Origin of the sequence: Paenibacillus nuruki, from assembly GCF_963311185.1 — a bacterium.
In the GTDB taxonomy this organism is placed as follows: domain Bacteria; phylum Bacillota; class Bacilli; order Paenibacillales; family Paenibacillaceae; genus Saccharibacillus; species Saccharibacillus nuruki.
Window position 1 is genome coordinate 3,958,498 of the sequence record NZ_OY725677.1, and the last position, 16,587, is coordinate 3,975,084.

At 39.8% G+C, this 16,587-nt stretch carries 13 protein-coding genes; 6 read left to right on the forward strand and 7 right to left on the reverse strand.

Annotated elements, in window-relative coordinates:
* Nucleotides 1-12: 12 nt before the first annotated feature.
* Both RCP16_RS17560 and RCP16_RS17565 read right to left on the reverse strand, forming a co-directional pair.
* The gene (locus RCP16_RS17560; protein ID WP_308640939.1) at nucleotides 13-5,466 is read right to left on the reverse strand and encodes an RHS repeat-associated core domain-containing protein; all 5,454 of its coding nucleotides are present in this window, start codon (nucleotides 5,464-5,466) and stop codon (nucleotides 13-15) included.
* Nucleotides 5,467-5,537: 71 nt separating this feature from the next.
* Nucleotides 5,538-6,311 (reverse strand): hypothetical protein, encoded by a 774-nt coding sequence (locus RCP16_RS17565; protein ID WP_308640940.1) that lies wholly within the window; start codon nucleotides 6,309-6,311, stop codon nucleotides 5,538-5,540.
* Between the two features lie 383 nt (nucleotides 6,312-6,694).
* On the opposite strand from RCP16_RS17565, the gene RCP16_RS17570 reads away from it, so the two are divergent.
* Nucleotides 6,695-8,110 carry a family 43 glycosylhydrolase gene (locus RCP16_RS17570; RefSeq protein ID WP_308640941.1) on the forward strand — a complete coding sequence of 472 codons (1,416 nt, stop codon included), beginning with the start codon at nucleotides 6,695-6,697 and terminating at the stop codon, nucleotides 8,108-8,110.
* Between the two features lie 96 nt (nucleotides 8,111-8,206).
* Here the strand turns inward: RCP16_RS17570 and RCP16_RS17575 are convergent, their stop codons facing one another.
* Both RCP16_RS17575 and RCP16_RS17580 read right to left on the reverse strand, forming a co-directional pair.
* Complete coding sequence (locus RCP16_RS17575) at nucleotides 8,207-8,551, reverse strand: type II toxin-antitoxin system HicB family antitoxin (RefSeq protein WP_175425246.1); 345 nt, start codon at nucleotides 8,549-8,551, stop codon at nucleotides 8,207-8,209.
* Nucleotides 8,538-8,804: a type II toxin-antitoxin system HicA family toxin gene (locus RCP16_RS17580; protein ID WP_273592973.1), complete on the reverse strand. Its 267-nt coding sequence runs from the start codon at nucleotides 8,802-8,804 to the stop codon at nucleotides 8,538-8,540. The genes RCP16_RS17575 and RCP16_RS17580 overlap by 14 nt, the downstream gene beginning before the upstream one ends.
* A 170-nt stretch (nucleotides 8,805-8,974) precedes the next feature.
* Between RCP16_RS17580 and RCP16_RS17585 the strand changes: the two genes are divergently transcribed.
* On the forward strand, nucleotides 8,975-10,711 hold the full coding sequence (locus RCP16_RS17585) for a glycoside hydrolase family 13 protein (RefSeq protein WP_308640942.1): 1,737 nt from the start codon (nucleotides 8,975-8,977) through the stop codon (nucleotides 10,709-10,711).
* 91 nt (nucleotides 10,712-10,802) lie between these two features.
* Here the strand turns inward: RCP16_RS17585 and RCP16_RS17590 are convergent, their stop codons facing one another.
* A complete protein-coding gene (locus RCP16_RS17590; protein WP_137224554.1) occupies nucleotides 10,803-12,044 on the reverse strand; it encodes a DUF445 domain-containing protein in 1,242 nt (413 codons plus the stop codon).
* Nucleotides 12,045-12,298: 254 nt separating this feature from the next.
* Complete coding sequence (locus tag RCP16_RS17595; protein WP_069329672.1) at nucleotides 12,299-12,490, reverse strand: PspC domain-containing protein; 192 nt, start codon at nucleotides 12,488-12,490, stop codon at nucleotides 12,299-12,301.
* Nucleotides 12,491-12,677: 187 nt separating this feature from the next.
* Between RCP16_RS17595 and RCP16_RS17600 the strand changes: the two genes are divergently transcribed.
* From RCP16_RS17600 to RCP16_RS17615, 4 genes are all read left to right on the forward strand, one after another.
* Entirely contained in the window at nucleotides 12,678-13,181 is a 504-nt protein-coding gene (locus RCP16_RS17600; protein WP_308640943.1) for an antibiotic biosynthesis monooxygenase family protein, read from the forward strand.
* A 191-nt stretch (nucleotides 13,182-13,372) separates the two neighbouring features.
* Nucleotides 13,373-13,717 (forward strand): TM2 domain-containing protein, encoded by a 345-nt coding sequence (locus RCP16_RS17605; RefSeq protein WP_069329767.1) that lies wholly within the window; start codon nucleotides 13,373-13,375, stop codon nucleotides 13,715-13,717.
* Between the two features lies 1 nt (nucleotide 13,718).
* Nucleotides 13,719-14,204, forward strand: a complete 486-nt coding sequence (locus RCP16_RS17610) for an NINE protein (RefSeq protein WP_273592962.1) — start codon at nucleotides 13,719-13,721, stop codon at nucleotides 14,202-14,204.
* A gap of 146 nt (nucleotides 14,205-14,350) precedes the next feature.
* The gene (locus RCP16_RS17615; RefSeq protein WP_069329687.1) at nucleotides 14,351-14,713 is read left to right on the forward strand and encodes a DUF1304 domain-containing protein; all 363 of its coding nucleotides are present in this window, start codon (nucleotides 14,351-14,353) and stop codon (nucleotides 14,711-14,713) included.
* Nucleotides 14,714-14,739: 26 nt separating this feature from the next.
* Here the strand turns inward: RCP16_RS17615 and RCP16_RS17620 are convergent, their stop codons facing one another.
* Nucleotides 14,740-16,560, reverse strand: coding sequence for an ABC transporter ATP-binding protein (locus RCP16_RS17620; protein ID WP_371748237.1), 1,821 nt, complete (start codon nucleotides 16,558-16,560; stop codon nucleotides 14,740-14,742).
* Between the last annotated feature and the right edge of the window lie 27 nt (nucleotides 16,561-16,587).

Sequence of the window (16,587 nt, forward strand, 5' to 3'; positions counted from 1 at the left end):
TCATTACCTCTCTTATTTTAATGGTGATACATCAATAATTATTTTAACACCATATCTCGTTTCATACTCTCTCAATTGTCTAACAACACTTTCAGCAGGATTTGTCTCGAAATGAAAATAGGCTGTTCTATTAGTTTCGATTGCAGCTTCAATAGTTGCTTTAGCTTGATTTCTATACTGTGAACTCAAACTATTTATAGAGGTTTTGGTCTGAGCAATATATTGATTAGATATAACATCAAACTCTCTTCCTTGAGGATCATTTTTAAATATCATTCTAGATTGCCCTCCAAGCTTAATTGCTAGTAAATCAGCTGAAGGATCTTCTTTAGCTGATTGTCTAAGACCTCCTGAGTATTGTGTATATATTCCCTTACCTTTAATTAAATAATTTTTTGCTTTTACAGCTTCTCTTATTAACTCTTGTTCTTTTTTTAACTGATCTGGATTATTAGTATTTGGTTTCGTCGCAGGTTCTACTGTATTATTATTTTTCTTACCATTTGAAGAACTACTAGATGACTTTCCGCCACCACCACCACCTCCACCTCTTGGTGGTCTTCCACCTCCATTACCACCAGCAGTAGATTTTTTACTTCTTGGTTGCATAGAACTATATCCGGTTGGATCTACATAGTTCACTGGGTTATTCTCTACATACGTGTAACTATTGAGCGTCAGTGGATTGGTAATCTGTCCTTCATAACTATCCTCTTTCAAGAATCGTCCCTGACTCGGATCATAATATCTTGCTTTCAAGTAATACAATCCCGTTTCACTATCATACGCTTCGCCGGCATATTTGAAGTTATTGGCGACTGTTTCCTGATTTTTCGTCAGATTACCCCATTCATCATATCCGTAACTATTAACAACGGCTCCTGTGGTATCTACCATCTGTACAACATCGCCATGTCCATTAGACAGATAATAGTAATCTTTGTTTGCTGTCTGATCTTTTTTCAATAGAATACGGTCACCATAGATGTATGTGGATTGAGCACCATTACTAACTTTCTCAGAAGTCACATTGTTCTGAGCATCGTATCCGTACTGAGTCGATATAGTACCTGTTGTTTTCTGGAAACGTAAGCCATTCGGTAGATAGTCGATACTGGTTTTGGTTCCATCGATTGTAGCTGATGTTAAGCGATCATCAGGATCATAGCTATAACTAGATTCTTTGGTCGCTGTCGCTTCTTGCGTATCGCTCAGCGTTTTCCGATTGCCCCGTAGATCATACGTGTAGCTGGCGGTGCTTCCGTCGATTCGTTTCACGGTTGCTAGGCGGTTGAGCTTGTCGTACGTGTAGGTGGATGTTTTCGCTTCGCCACCATTGAGACTTTCACTCACCGTAAGGATATTGCCATTGTTGTCGTACGTGTAACTGTAGGCAGACAACGTGTTACTACCTTTGGTATTGCTCATCTGGCTCAATCGGTTCAGTGCATCATAAGTGAAGCTTTCTTGGAGCACACTGCCATCCGCTAACGTAGGGAACGTGATCGCCTTCACCATACCCAACGGCGTATATTCGTAGTTCACATTGTTGGCTTTAGCAGTGTTACGTGTCTGTGCGCCGTTCGTCTGAATCTGGCTCAAACGAAGCTTATCGTAGCCATAGTTGGTGAAAAAGCTACTACCTGACAGACTGTTTTTCTGGTTGGTGATGCGGTCGAGTGTATCGTATGCCACATCCAGACGAGAACTGTACTGGTTCGTTCCAGTCGATGTCAGGCTGGTGATCCGGTCTTGTTTGTCGATCGTACTGGTCTGAGTCGCGGTCTTGGTGCCGTTCAGATACAGTTCGTGTCGATCGGTTAAGATGTTGCCGCCACTACCGAAAATGGTTTTGGTTTGCAACGTGTTGCCGTTGCTTGCGGTTAGTGTCGCTACGGTACGTTGACCTCGCTCGTCGTATTGGTAGTTGGTGATCGTGCCGTTGCGATCTCGCATTTCTTCGACTAAGCCACGAGAGCTGTAGCTATTGGCTGTGTTTTTGCCTGACGTATCGGTTTTGTCGGTCAGTTGTCCGGCTTCGTTGTACGCTTTGGTGTATAACGTTTCGCTTTTGCCACCAGAGTCGTTTACAGTGATCTTCGTCAGACCTCCTGTACCGTCGTACGCATAGCGAGTGGTCTGGTCGATCCCATCTTGCACCGCAGTCAGTCGGTTCAAAGCATCATAGGTATAGTTGTTGGTGACTCCGTTGCTGTTTTTGCTCTGGTTCGGATCGATGTAGCTTAGGATATTACCTTGTAGATCATAAGTGTAGCTTTCTTGAATCGGTTGACTTTGAGATGCGCCGTCTTTGAACGCCGTTGTTGTCTCTAGGTTGCCATAGAAATCATAGGATTGTTCTACTGCATTCAGGCGGATACTACGGTTATCTGCATTCGCACGGTAAGCGGACACATCTGCAGCTGCAATCGCAAAATGATTGTTTTTCCGCTGGGTCATATGGTTGGCGGTAATATACAAGTTGCCGTAAGGATCGGTCGCTTCGACTTGTTGTCCCCATGCATCATAACTCGCCGTCTGCGTATTCCCTAGTGGATCGATCGCATAAATGGCTCGTCCTTGATCGTCGGGGTGATACTGGGAACGAGTCCAGCCGTTACTTTCGTTGTACGTCTCATCCACTCGCAAAAAGCCAAATCCATCATAGTACGATGATTGACGGCTCAGTACGGTAACGGCTCCTGTAGCGGTGTTGGTGTATTGACGAATCGCATCGACCCGCATCGTTAGGATGCCTGCATTGGTGCTATCGGCTTCCGTGCTATACGCCCGATTGGTATAGCCATATTGATCTTCCACCGCATAGACGGTTCCATCCAAGTTGGTGATCGATGGCGATACAATTTTGACTGGGCGACCCAGTGCATCGTATGTTGTAGTCGTGGCTTTGCCGTTGCTGTCGATTTGTTGGGTAGGTAAGCCTGTGCCCATATCATACTTGGTTTGTTGACGAATAACTTGTGTATTCTTACTACCGTCTTTGGCTGTATTGGTGATGCTTTGTGTCTGTTCTGTCGGATAAGCATAGTTTGTTGCTTCTCCATACGCTGTTGTTGTGGTGGATGTTACGCCTGAACGGACAAGCTTAGATACAGTAATTTGTTTGATTTGATGTTCATTCTGGGGCGATGCTTGATAACTATAAATGGTATTTTCACCCAAACTATTGGTTACACTTAAAGGGCGACCATCTGAGTTGTAGGTATACTTCTCACTAACCTGTTTGTTATTATCTTGATACCACGATTTACTAGTTAGCAATTTAAATTGATCTTGATACGTATAATTTACCGTGTGTTGCGCTTTGACTGTTGCGTTATTAAAATCGCTATCTATCAATGCATCTGTCTGACTACTTATACCTCCCCAATCGGTATAAACAGTCTCGCTAGTACGAGTAGTACTACCATCTGCATCTTGTTGAATCATTTGGGTTCTGGTTGGAGTGTATTTGAATTCTGGATGAAAGCTTAGATTTGTACTCTTTTGTATTTCTCCTTTATTATTTTGTGTTTCTGTTGTTATTAATTTCTGTTTACCATCAAAAGTGTATGTCTTTCGCATTCCATTAGAACTACTTAAACTTCGGACGGTAGCTGTTTGTTGATAACGATAATCTTCCGCTTTATATACCAAGGTATCATATCCTGCTGGATAAGATGTATAGTCTCCTACATACGTATAATCTACATGATTAAAGCTACTGATCGGTGAACCATCTATTCCAATAGCCCAATCTTCTCGTGACAATATACGATAATCTACTGAATCTCCCTTCCTACCTACCATATGAGTAGAAGATTCATATTGATATTGTGTAATTGAGCGCGGATATGTCACTTTTTTAAGAAGTGCATATGATCTTGGAGCACTTAATTTAGAACGAGTAAAGCGAAATGATCCTTCTGGAAAATCATAATCTAATACTTCATTCTCGCCTAAAGTATTTGTTATTTTAGAAAGAACTGGTGCATATCCTTCAGGCACCCCTCTATTATTAGTAACTGCTCTTCCTTTCGTATACGTAACACGTTGTATTTCTTTTCCAAAAGAGTCCTTTACAATGACTCTAATATCTTCGCCTTGAAACTCTTCACCTTGTCCCATTGTAGAATCATATTGGAACTCTACTGTTCTTCCAACTGAATCCGTAATCGAAGAAATCATTAATTTAGATTCACCTAAAAAATCTGTACGATTTTGATAATGATATACAATTTGATTACCAAATCGGTCTACAATCCCAAGTAAACGACCATCTCCAGAAAAATATTCTCTTTTTTGATCAGCATATTCCATATAAAAATTAGAGAAATCTACACCATTTGAAAATAACTTTTTGTTATCTATCATGAATACTTGTGTTGTATTTTGAGAATCCTGAATATGGGTTTTGCCTACTATGCCATAAGAGTCCATAAAATCGACTGATTTAATTCCTCCTTGACCATCGTGATAGGTCAAAGCAGAAATTGCAGGTACTGCACCTTCTAAAGAAGGAAACTGAAATTCCCAACCTAATCCTAAATCATAACGAGAAGCCAAATAATTTTTTTTGAAAATATTAGTAGAACCTTTACGCGTACTATGAACATCATAAGGTGAGCTTTGACTTGAACTATAAGAAACCCCAATATTTAAGTTCAGTCCATCACGACCAGGCAAACTAATCTGAGCTTCTTTCCAAGTTAAGCTTCCTGAAGACTGGCTAATCTCTTCTGTAGATTCTGTACGTTCTGCAAATTGAGATTTTGTAGTTCCTTGTAGTATCTGTTGCTTCACTAAATTATCGAATGCACCTTTGATCTTATCATCTAAATCAGAGTCTTCGTCTGAGGTTGCCGCAATAGATACCGTATTCGTACTCAAATTACGACTCATAGTTGTTACAGAAGATTTATATACTTCTTCTGTAACAGATGGAGAATTATTCGAAGTCTGAGCATAATGGTCTTGAACTTCTTCCCACGATTTTTGATTATCTTGCTGATATCTCCACATGGTCAATGGGTTATTACCATTTATACGGGTCAGATACTCTAACCAATATACATCTGAGACTTCTGCGCCATCTTCAACCAACGTATTAACCTGTTCTGTACTTAAAGTACTCTTTTCACTTTTTACAGATTGATCGGACAAAGAAAAGGTAAACAGTCTTTTAGATTGAGATTCTTCAAGATGATTTAACTTAGCCTGAATTTTATCTAATTCAGGATTATCAGGTTCGTATACATCTTGATAAACGCTTTTCATAACACTAGTCCATTGTTCTGGCTCTGCATCTTTTAGAGGAACTATTTTACTAGGAGACTTAACAGCTAGAAGAGATTTATTGTCACTTGAAGCTGTTGATATTGCACTATATGCAGGTGTTACTATTGTTGTACACAAAAGTAATACAGATAACATAAATAATATATTTGTACGGATCAATTTATTCATAATTTTTAGTATTGCTCCTTATCATTTGAAATACTTATATAAACCTAACTATTGGATAATCACTCTTTCACCTAATTTACTGGTGTAGTGATTATTATTCCTCTGGATGTTTCTTTCATGACTCCTTTTTTATTTGTAACAATTACTTTAAATTCATGAATAAATGCACCTGGAACATCAACTTTTTTATCTTTATTATTTTTCTTCCGATACTGAATACCTTGAGTAGTTACTGTTAGCTGATTGATATAATAACCTGCTACATGATTGTTATACTCTGGGAATGCTTGATATACATCTTCACGACTTCCACCCATGTTAGCTCTACCATAGTAGACACCATCCACATATACTTCTGCTTTGGCAATTCCTTCTGGATCAAGATACCATCCATACAGATCAAGCGTTTTACTAGTAAGAGATAATTGGGGACTATCTAAAATGAGCTTAGACGGTAATCCCGATTTTGTAGGTACTGGAACTGGCGGCGGGACAATAGATGGGTCAATTCCAGGTATTGGTAACGTTGGAGGCGGCTCTGGTTGTGGGACAGGTGTTGGCGTTGGTTCTGGTGTCACAACAGGGGCTTGTGGATTGACTTGACTGCTGTAATCTCCTTTTTCCACTTGCTTGCGTAATAGATTTCCATTGGCATCGTACGTAAATGTGGTCTTCTCGGTCGTGGTATACGTGGTGGAGAGTCTTCCATTGATATCGTACTCATAGATTTTACTAGCGGCTGCCCATGTCGTGGACGCGAATGATAACGTGAGACTGCTGATTAGCAGTGCAGATAAAGCTATTTTCCGAATCTTATGTATCGGAGTAGTTTTGTGCTTATTCATGTGTTTCTACGTTTCCCCTTTGATCGTCTCGCTTCTGCGATAAAGCGTTAGACTGATATGATATTTTATTTTCCAAATAGCAAGTTAGCATTGCACAGTATTTGACGTATATTGCTAGATGTAGAGATGGTGCAATTTAGACTACCCTCCTTCAACTTTCTATTATAGAATATGTTACCAAAATAGATTATAACCACCATTCACAATCTTTAGCTACTGTATTTTTATGTCATTATTTCGTTATTATTTTATTGTAAACGCTTACAAAAATACTTAAGATTAATTTGAAGTCTCCCTTCTTTTGTAGAGAGACTATCTTAGAATGACCGAAGGAGGTTTTTATTATTTTACAAATCTCTTGGCAATTTTCACGTAAAACGCTGATGTTATGGCTTAGTCTGGTGCTTGTTATCACTGGCTTAGGTGTTAACGGGCAATCTGCTCAAGCGGCTAGTGCTACGATTACCAATGGCACCAACTGGACAGATACCGCTGGTAATCCGATCCAAGCCAACAGTGGTAATATTCTCAAAGTCGGGGCTACATACTACTGGTACGGTGAACATGCAACCAACGGTAAATTTGATAAAGTTAACGTATATACTTCCACTGATCTTAAAAACTGGACATTTGGCAACAGCATCCTCACCAAAAATTCCGCTACTGAACTTAATTCCAGTAAGATTGAACGTCCCAAAGTGATCTACAATGCAACAACGAAAAAGTATATTCTATGGGCACATTATGAAAATGGTAGTGATTATTCGCTAGCTCGTGTAGCTGTAGCGACTAGTGATACACCCGATGGTAATTTCACGTATAAAGGAAGCTTCCGTCCGCTCGATTATGAATCCCGTGATATGACGGTATTTGTAGATACAGATAATAAAGCTTATCTCATTACAGCTTCTCGTCAAAATAATGGTGGTGCCAACAATTCGATGGCAATCTTCCGCTTAACCGATGATTACACAGGTGTCGCTTCTTTGGTCGGTTGGGTATTTGAAGGAGCTTATCGGGAAGCACCTGCGGTTGTGAAAAAAGGAAGTAAATATTATCTGTTCACTTCTCAAGCTTCTGGCTGGTATCCGAATCAAGGCGGTTATGCAACAGCTTCTTCGATAACAGGTACATGGTCGGCACTGTCTCCTTTTGGCGATCCTTCTGCTTATGCGACACAGATCCATTCCATCGCTACCATTACAGGTAGTGCAGGTACCAGTTATATTTATATGGGGGATCGCTGGAATCCGCTTAACCTCAGTGACCACAAGTTTATCTGGTTACCTTTAACCTTAAATGATAGCAACAGCACAGCTACATTGAATTGGTACAGCAGTTGGAATATAGATGCCGCTACAGGTACAGTGAGCTTGCCAACGTTGACCAACCATGCTCTGGGTAAACCCGCAACTGCCATTTCTACCGCTTCTTCTTCTGCAACAAGCAATGCCAATGATGGTAATGCTCAGACTTCTTGGGCGGCTGCTTCTGCAACATGGCCGGCATGGTGGAAAGTCGATCTAGGCGCTGCGAAAAAGATTAGTGAAGTGGATATTTCATGGTTTATGTACAAAGGTTCTGAGGCTTATTATAAATACAAAATTGAATACAGCACCGATGGTATAAATTATACGACGATTGATCGCACAACCAATACCACCTATGGCTTTACAACAGATGCAGTGTCATTTACGGCTCGTTATGTACGTATTAATATGGTAAATGCTGTACTCCATAACAATCCCAACAACTGGTATACTCCAACTTTGCACGAAGTCCGATTGATGGGTAGTTAAGAGCATTGAGAACAGTTCAGTAATATAACAAAAGAACCTTAATCCCTCAGCATGTATGGGGTTAAGGTTCTTTTTACTATCTTTTGCTTACTCCTTTTATATCAACGTACCCACTTCTTTTTCTGCATCTTGTTGAATATGTTCTGCAATCCATTGATTCAGACTTTTTCCAGCTTTGTATGCTGCAATCGTAATCAACTGATGATTTTCTGGTGATATCCTAAGTGTTAACTGACCCGAATATGGCTTACTCGGTTCTTCTCCTCTTTCTGCACAAAAGTCTAAATAATCATCTACCGATTCTTGAAAAGCAATTCGAAGTTCTTCGACAGAAGTAGCTTGAAAAGTAACGACATCTTTGATATTCATAACTTCGCCATGTAAAATTTCAGCTTCGCTATCATATTGAGCAACACCTACATACCCTTTATATTTCATCATGATTATATACACCTGCCTCTATTAAAAATTTACGTATTGATTTCACTGCACCTTTATCTGTTTCCTTTTTAGGATGTGGACGGTGAAAAACAGCTCTAACTCCATTTAAATAGAAACGAACACGCGAACCATTTCCTTCTGTAATTTCTGCACCACAAGCTTTTAATAACGATTCAATATCTGTCCATTCAATATTAGAACGTAAAGGATCTTCAAAAATATCTATTAATGTATTACGTTGCTTATTGTTCATATTATGATACCATCCTTTGATACCATTATACTTAACCTGTTTTTATTTTTCTAGTCATATATAGTGAGGGCTCATTATTTCTTTTGAACGTCCTGCGATTGTTGTCATGTATGAAGGGGTAATACTTAGTAAGTAACTAGATATGTTACATCAGAACAGGAGACTGACAAATGAAGACGATTATGAAGCCAGAATTCTGGAAAGAAAGTGTTGTTTACGAAATTTATCCTCGTAGTTTTAAAGATAGCAATAATGATGGCATCGGCGATATTCCCGGAATTCGTTCGAAATTAGACTACTTACAACAATTGGGAGTCGATATTTTGTGGCTGACTCCTGTATATGTTTCTCCTAATGTTGATTATGGATACGATATTAAAGAACACCGTGATATTCAACCCGAATATGGAACGATGGATGATTGGAAAGAGTTACTGGACGATGTGCATCGTCGTGGAATGAAGTTGATTATGGATCTAGTGGTGAATCATACATCAGATCAACATGAATGGTTCCAACAAGCGATCTCTTCTCCAGACAATCCTTATCGTGATTACTATATCTGGCAAGCACCCAAAGAAGATGGATCAGCACCTAACAATTGGATCTCTTACTTGGGAGATTCTATGTGGAAATTAGATGAAGCTTCTAATGAATACTATTTGCATTCTTATAGTGAAAAGCAACCTGATCTCAATTGGGAGAATCCTAAAGTCCGTCATGATATGAAAGAAATGATGCGCTTCTGGCTGGATCTAGGCATTGATGGGTACCGGATTGATGCTGTTAATATGATCTCCAAAGATACCAGCTTCCCGGATGCACCCCCATCTGACAAACTTCAAGCCAATGCTGAAGGATTTTATAAAAATGGTCCACGGATTCACGAATATTTACATGAATTATATACCGATGTTTTTTCTCATTATAAAATGTTTACCGCAGGCGAAGCAGCAAGCGTCTCTATCGATGATGTTAAAAAATACACCAATCCAGATCGTGAAGAAATGAGCATGGTCTTGATGATTGAAGCATCCAAAGTCTGTGATGCAGATAATGATATGTGGCAAAGTAAAGACTGGTCGCTTCATGATCTCAAAGAAATCATCGCTAAATGGGAAGAAGATATTTACGGACAAGGTTGGATGGGAATCTATCTCAGCAACCATGACCACCCGCGTCTTGTTTCCTATCTAGGGCATGAAGGGGAGTATCGTACAGACTCTGCCAAAATGCTAGCAATGTTCTTACTCACACTACGTGGTACCCCTTATATTTATCAAGGGGATGAGATCGGAATGACCAATGCTGAACATATGAAAACGATCGAAGATGTCAAAGAACAACAAGCTCAGGGATATTACAAACAAATGGTGGAAGAAAAAGGAGAAGATCCTGAAGTTATTATGGAGCGCATTCGTGCTAAAGCTAGGGACAATGCTCGTACCCCGATGCAATGGGATGACAGCGAACATGCTGGATTCTCTACAGCAACGCCTTGGATACCTGCTCATTCCAACAAAGCAGAGATCAATGTAGCTCAGCAATTGGAAGACAAAGACTCTGTTTTTCATTTCTATCGTAAAATGATCGGCATTCGCAAAGAAAGTTCGGCTCTGATCTATGGTAAATATGCTTGCGAACTTTCAGATGATCCGTATATTTTTGCATACACTCGTGAATGGAATGACGAACACTGGTTGATCATCCTGAACTTCTCCAAATCTTCTACAGATCTTCAATTGCCCGAGCAACTGGTAGAGCGTATTCAGCAATCTGAACTGATGATAGGTACACATGGAGAACACTCCGAAGAAGTTTTACAAGCATTGAAATCAGGTCAACAAACAACATTACATCCGTATGAATCGTTAGCTTTCCGAGGATTGTCGATTTTAGATCAATAAATATATCATCTAGCACCATCTGCATATGTATATAACCAAAAAGGTATCTTTCGCTGTAGATCACAGTGAAGATACCTTTTCTTATGAGACATTAGATTAATTGAACAAGCGATAAAATAATACCGACTAAGAAACCACAGACCGCACCATTTACACGAATCCATTGCAAATCTTGTCCTACTTTTTCTTCTAACATATAGACCAATGCAGCATCGTCCATCCGATCCAGATTTTCTTTAACCAGAATTCCGATACGATAATGATTTTTCTCAACGGTACGAATAATCCCTTGTAGTAGACGATCTTCCCACACAGCTACTTTTTGCGGGTCTTTACCTAGATCGCGGATAATCGAGCGATAGATTGCAAATACATGACGACCGCCACCATCTCGCTCTTGTTCTAGCATAGAGATCAATAGACGACGTAGTTCTTCCAGACGCTCCATCATGAATGCATTCGCAAATTCACCCTGGATCAACTCTGCGGTCCAGTCTTTGATTTTCAGCCAGTTATCTTCTTCATCCACTACTTGGAACATCTGGATACGCAGTTCACGGATAATGGCTTCACGGTATTCACTATCTTTTTCCTGTAATTTGCCAACACCGGAAATGATCATATTTTGCAAAATGCTACCTAGACTTTCTTCATTCATCATGCCTGCGAAAGCTTGAAAAGCAAAACCTTTCAATCCACCCATGTTGATGTTAGCTAATTGCTCGTGCGCAATTTTGCCCATCGTATCACGACTTTGTGGACGAGCCGCCCATGTGCGTACTTCTTTCAAAATATGATCTAATGCTTTCTCATCATAACGCTCGTTAAGTGCATTCGTTAATACGGTTGTTGCCGCAGACTGTAAATCTGCTTTTTGTGTATAGTTCGCTAACCCTTTACCAATAAATGTAGCTACAGGCTCAAGAGGCAAACGTTCAATCGGTGGAATCATCATATTTAACAGCTCACGCCGCATTTTCTTTTTGCCCAATTGACGGGTTAACATCGACAGTGCAAACGGGAAAATACGGAATTGACGCAATTTATTTTCGATACTTTCTTTGTTGAGCAGTTCATTCTCCATCGCTGAGATTAGAGAGCGAATAATTTTATCTCGATTACGGGTCAAAAGTGATGTATGCGGAATCGGAATACCAAGTGGATGACGAAATAATGCAGTCACCGCAAACCAGTCCGCGATCCCTCCGACAAGACCGGCTTCAAAGCCGCCTTGAATAATCAACAATAACGTTGTTTTCGGAAAAAACAGAGTGGCTATAAATCCAAGCGCCATAATCGCTAAAGATCCACCCGCCAAATATTTTGATTTCATAACTTTCCTCCTCTTGATGGTGACAGCGCATGAATCTGCCGGGGATTTCCATTCCATAGTATAGCATATGAGCTGGTACTATATTAAATTATCAGGCAGATAAATACATAGATGACATAGATACTTTATCAATAGAGAACATGGAGAAAGTTAGAATAAGCTTATTTATATTATAATAAGTACAAAAACCAAAAATCGCATTCTTCTACATGTAGAAGAAAATGCGACTTTTAATCATATGCAATTCATATACATCAATACGTTGATTCTTTCGGTACAAATAATAAAGCAAGTACATAAACCAGCAAACTAGCACCACTTGTAGCAAATACACTAATTACAAATAAAATCCGTAACAGACTTGCATCAATATTCCAACTTTCTGACAGTCCACCAATTAAACCAGTAACGTACTTATCCCGATTAGAACGATACAATTTTCTCATTATTGATCTCCTCTTTCTTATTCTCTTTCTTATATCATAGAAAATAAGAGTCTTCTTTCCAACCGCCTAAGGACGGTTTTATGGTTTGGACTTTAGTCGGGGATGAACCTAGTTAAATAGAAATTAGGATACCATCTGCAAACATGTTAAATTATAAATATCTCGCTCAAAAGAAAGGTGGATCACGATGTATATTTATATTAGCTCGCACCTGCTTGAAGAACATTTTCCAGAAGCGGCTGAATTGCCACAGGCGGTTACGTTGCAACATGATGATGAGACTCGTTATGTATTAGAGATTGATGAACCGCTGGATTTCCATACGGAAAATTCATCACGATATGAAGTGCTTGATAGCAGTGGAACGATTGGTGGTAGCTATGCTGTACTGAACAATATTCCTGTGACTGCGGATGGTCGCTCTACTTTTGAAGAACGATTTAGCAATCGTGCGCGCAAAGTAGAAGATGAACCGGGCTTTGTCGGCATTCGGGTTATGCGTCCACTTGATGATGATACATATGTCATCATGACGCTATGGGCATCAGAAGAATATTTCACAGCATGGCAAGAATCGCAAGCCTATAGTCATGCACACCGCAAACGGGATTCATCGGAAGGGATTACTACGCAACAACCCTCTATCTTCCCACGTCCTTCTTTTGTTAAAAATTACACGGTTATGGCGTAATTAATCATAAAAAAAAGAACCTCTTCTTTAAAATGGAGAGGTTCTTTTTTTAAAAGATTGTGTTACATATCAGTTACTTTCCTCGTCTAACAACGTAGAATACAGTAGATTAAATAGGATAATCTTGTTAAAATGGCAGTGTTGATGGAAATGAACGATGATATCAAAGTAAAGGGGTTACGCATATGGGCATGAGTTATAACAACTGGCAACGTAAAGCTCAACTAGATACAAGAGAGCTGATGTTACTGGAATCAGAAGTCAAAACGTACGGTAAAAACATGGTGGTTGCTTATATTTTGTGGTATTTTCTAGGCATATTTGGAGGACACCGCTTCTATATGGGGAAAACAGGATCGGCTATTGCTCAATTAATCTTGACGCTGACAATAGTCGGATCGATTGTAACCAGCATATGGTGGATTGTAGATGCATTCTTGCTTCACACATGGGTTAAAGATCGTAACGATTATGTAGAAAGTAATATTATTGATCAGATTCTTATTCAAAAACCGATTGATCCACCGAGTTATTAAGATGGCTATATCTCGATACGAATTATCTGCGCAAGAAATGATGCTATTGAATTCTGAAATGCGAGGCAAAGAAAAGTCGCTAGGTTTAACGTATGTGATGCTACTTGGTGGTCATTTAGGTATACACCGATTTTATTTGAAGCGTATCCCTAGTGGAATTGTACAACTGGTTCTTTTTTTGTTTACGATGATCTTTTATTTTTTACTCGCTTTTATGTCGATTGTTGAAAGTGAAACCGGTACTATGGTGTTCACGATATTTATGATTCTATTTGGATTAGCTTTATTTATCTGGATCGTTATTGATTTATTTATGATCCCGAAAATGGTCAAAGAATTGAATGATCAGACAGAAGCTTATATTTTGTCTCAGATCGAGTACTTACGTCAGCATCCTATACCAGATCGTCATGCTCACGATACGACATCTGCTTCGCCTCATCCTAATGTCATTCCACCGTCGATTTCATTGAATAAGAACGAATAATAGATGTTGCTGCTGTAACATAGAAAAAGATGCCCTTGAACAAGGCATCTTTTTTCGTGTTATTATTCATTATATGAAGCAATTCTGTTACGCTAACACTGCTTCTCCAAGAAAAATGACTATTTTCAAGAAAAGAGGAAATACGTATGCATTTACTGGCAATAATCTTTGTTGTACTGGTTGCAGTTGAACATCTGTATATCATGGTGATGGAAATGTTTCTATGGACCAAGCCACGTACACTAAAAACGTTCAATCTTACCCCTGAACTAGCCGAGTCTTCCAAATCACTTGCTGCCAATCAAGGATTATACAATGGCTTTCTTGCCGCAGGATTGATATGGGGACTGGTTCATCCGACAGCGCAGTTTGGTTACCAGATTCAATTATTCTTTATTATCTGTGTCTTGATCGCAGCTCTATATGGCGGTGCAACTTCTAGTCGCAGAATCTGGTTAATGCAAGGTGCTCCTGCTTTGCTTGCGTTACTTTTTTTACTGCTTAGCTAAGTTGGATGATAACGGTAGCTTTCAGATCAAGCTTGCCGGGCATCGGAAGAATGAAGTTGACTGTAAAATAAGTCGCTATAAAATCCGCCGGTGTCTAGCAACTGATCATGAGAACCTTTTTCCAAAATCTGACCGTCTCGTAACACTAGAATCTGGTCGGCTGCTCGAATCGTATTCAGTCGATGAGCAATGACAAAGCTCGTTCTACCTTCCATCAAGCGCTGTAATCCTTCTTGAATCTTAATCTCAGTCACAGTATCTATACTGCTGGTCGCTTCGTCTAATACTAGAATTGAAGGATCGGCTAACAACGCGCGAGCAATATTAATCAATTGCCGCTGTCCCTGACTAATCCCTCCACCATCCCGGTTCAAACGATGATTATATCCTTCTGGCAGACGTTCAATAAAGGAATGAGCATTCGCTAATCTTGCGGCATCTTGTACTTCAGCATCTGTGGCATCTAGTCTTCCATAGCGAATATTATCCATAACCGTTCCTTCAAATAAAAACGAATCTTGCAAAACAAAAGCTGTATGCGAACGTAGACTTTCTCGCTTAATACTCTGAATATCTCGCCCATCAATTGTAATCTTTCCTTGATCGGCATCGTAAAAGCGTGAAATCAATTGAATTAATGTTGTTTTACCAGCACCTGTAGGTCCTACTAGTGCAATCATTTCACCTGGCTCTGCGGTAAATGAAATATGCTGTAATGTATTATCACCATCTCCTGTATCATAGGCAAATGATACATCATCAAACACAACAGCACCCTCGATATGATCGACATGGACAGCATGCTGTTCATCTTCTGCTTCTACCGATTCATCCAAAATTTCAAAAACACGCTCTGCCCCGGCAATAGCTGATAGCAATGTATTCCACTGATTGGCAAGATCATTTAACGGGCGGGTAAATTGACGCGCATACTCAACAAAAATCACGATCACACCCACAGTGATCATACCTTTGATTGCTAAGATACCGCCTACTCCTGCTATCAGACCAAAGCTCAAATTGTTCAATCCATTCATCAATTTGGGAATAAACCCCGAAATCGTCTGCGCCCAAAATCCAGATAAACGAATACGATCATTCCGCTCTCCAAATTCACCAATCACTCGTTGTTCTTGAGCAAACGCTTTGATAATCTTTTCACCAGATAATGTCTCTTCAATATAACCGTTCAGATCACCTAAATTTTTTTGACGTTCTCGATATAAAGGCCCTGTACGCTTGGTAATCCAGCGCATTCCTAAAGCCATCAACGGCACTACGAGAAAAGTAATTAACGTCAACAATGGACTAAGCCACAACATGACGACCAATGTACCGATCAAGGTCAATACACTGGAGAAAATTTGGATTGCCGAACTGTTCAACGTAGAACTGACATTTTCAATATCATTGGTAACCCGGCTCATTAATTCCCCTTGCTGTCTTTTCCCGAAAAAAGGAATAGGCAATTGATGCAAATGAGAAAATAAATCGACTCGCATCCGGTAGACCGTTTCTTGTGCAATCTCTATCATCCATATATTTTGAAGCCATGAAGTTACCGAGTTCAGAATATAGACAACAGCTAATCCAACAAGAAACCATACCCACATCTGACCTGCATCACGAGCGAGAAAATCATCTATCGCTATCCCGATAAGATAAGGTCCGAGCAAGGTTAGCGCTGATGTCAGCAGTACCATAAATAGAACTAACATTAACTTGAGTTTGCGTTCTGCAAGGTAGCCCCAGATTCGTGCTAGCGTACCTCTCCAGTCTTTGGCACGCCTTTTTTTACTAGGAACAGGTTCCACTTTGGCAGACTTGTTCGCTATCGCTTCGGTCATAACCGCTGGCTTAGGATACCGTAAAGG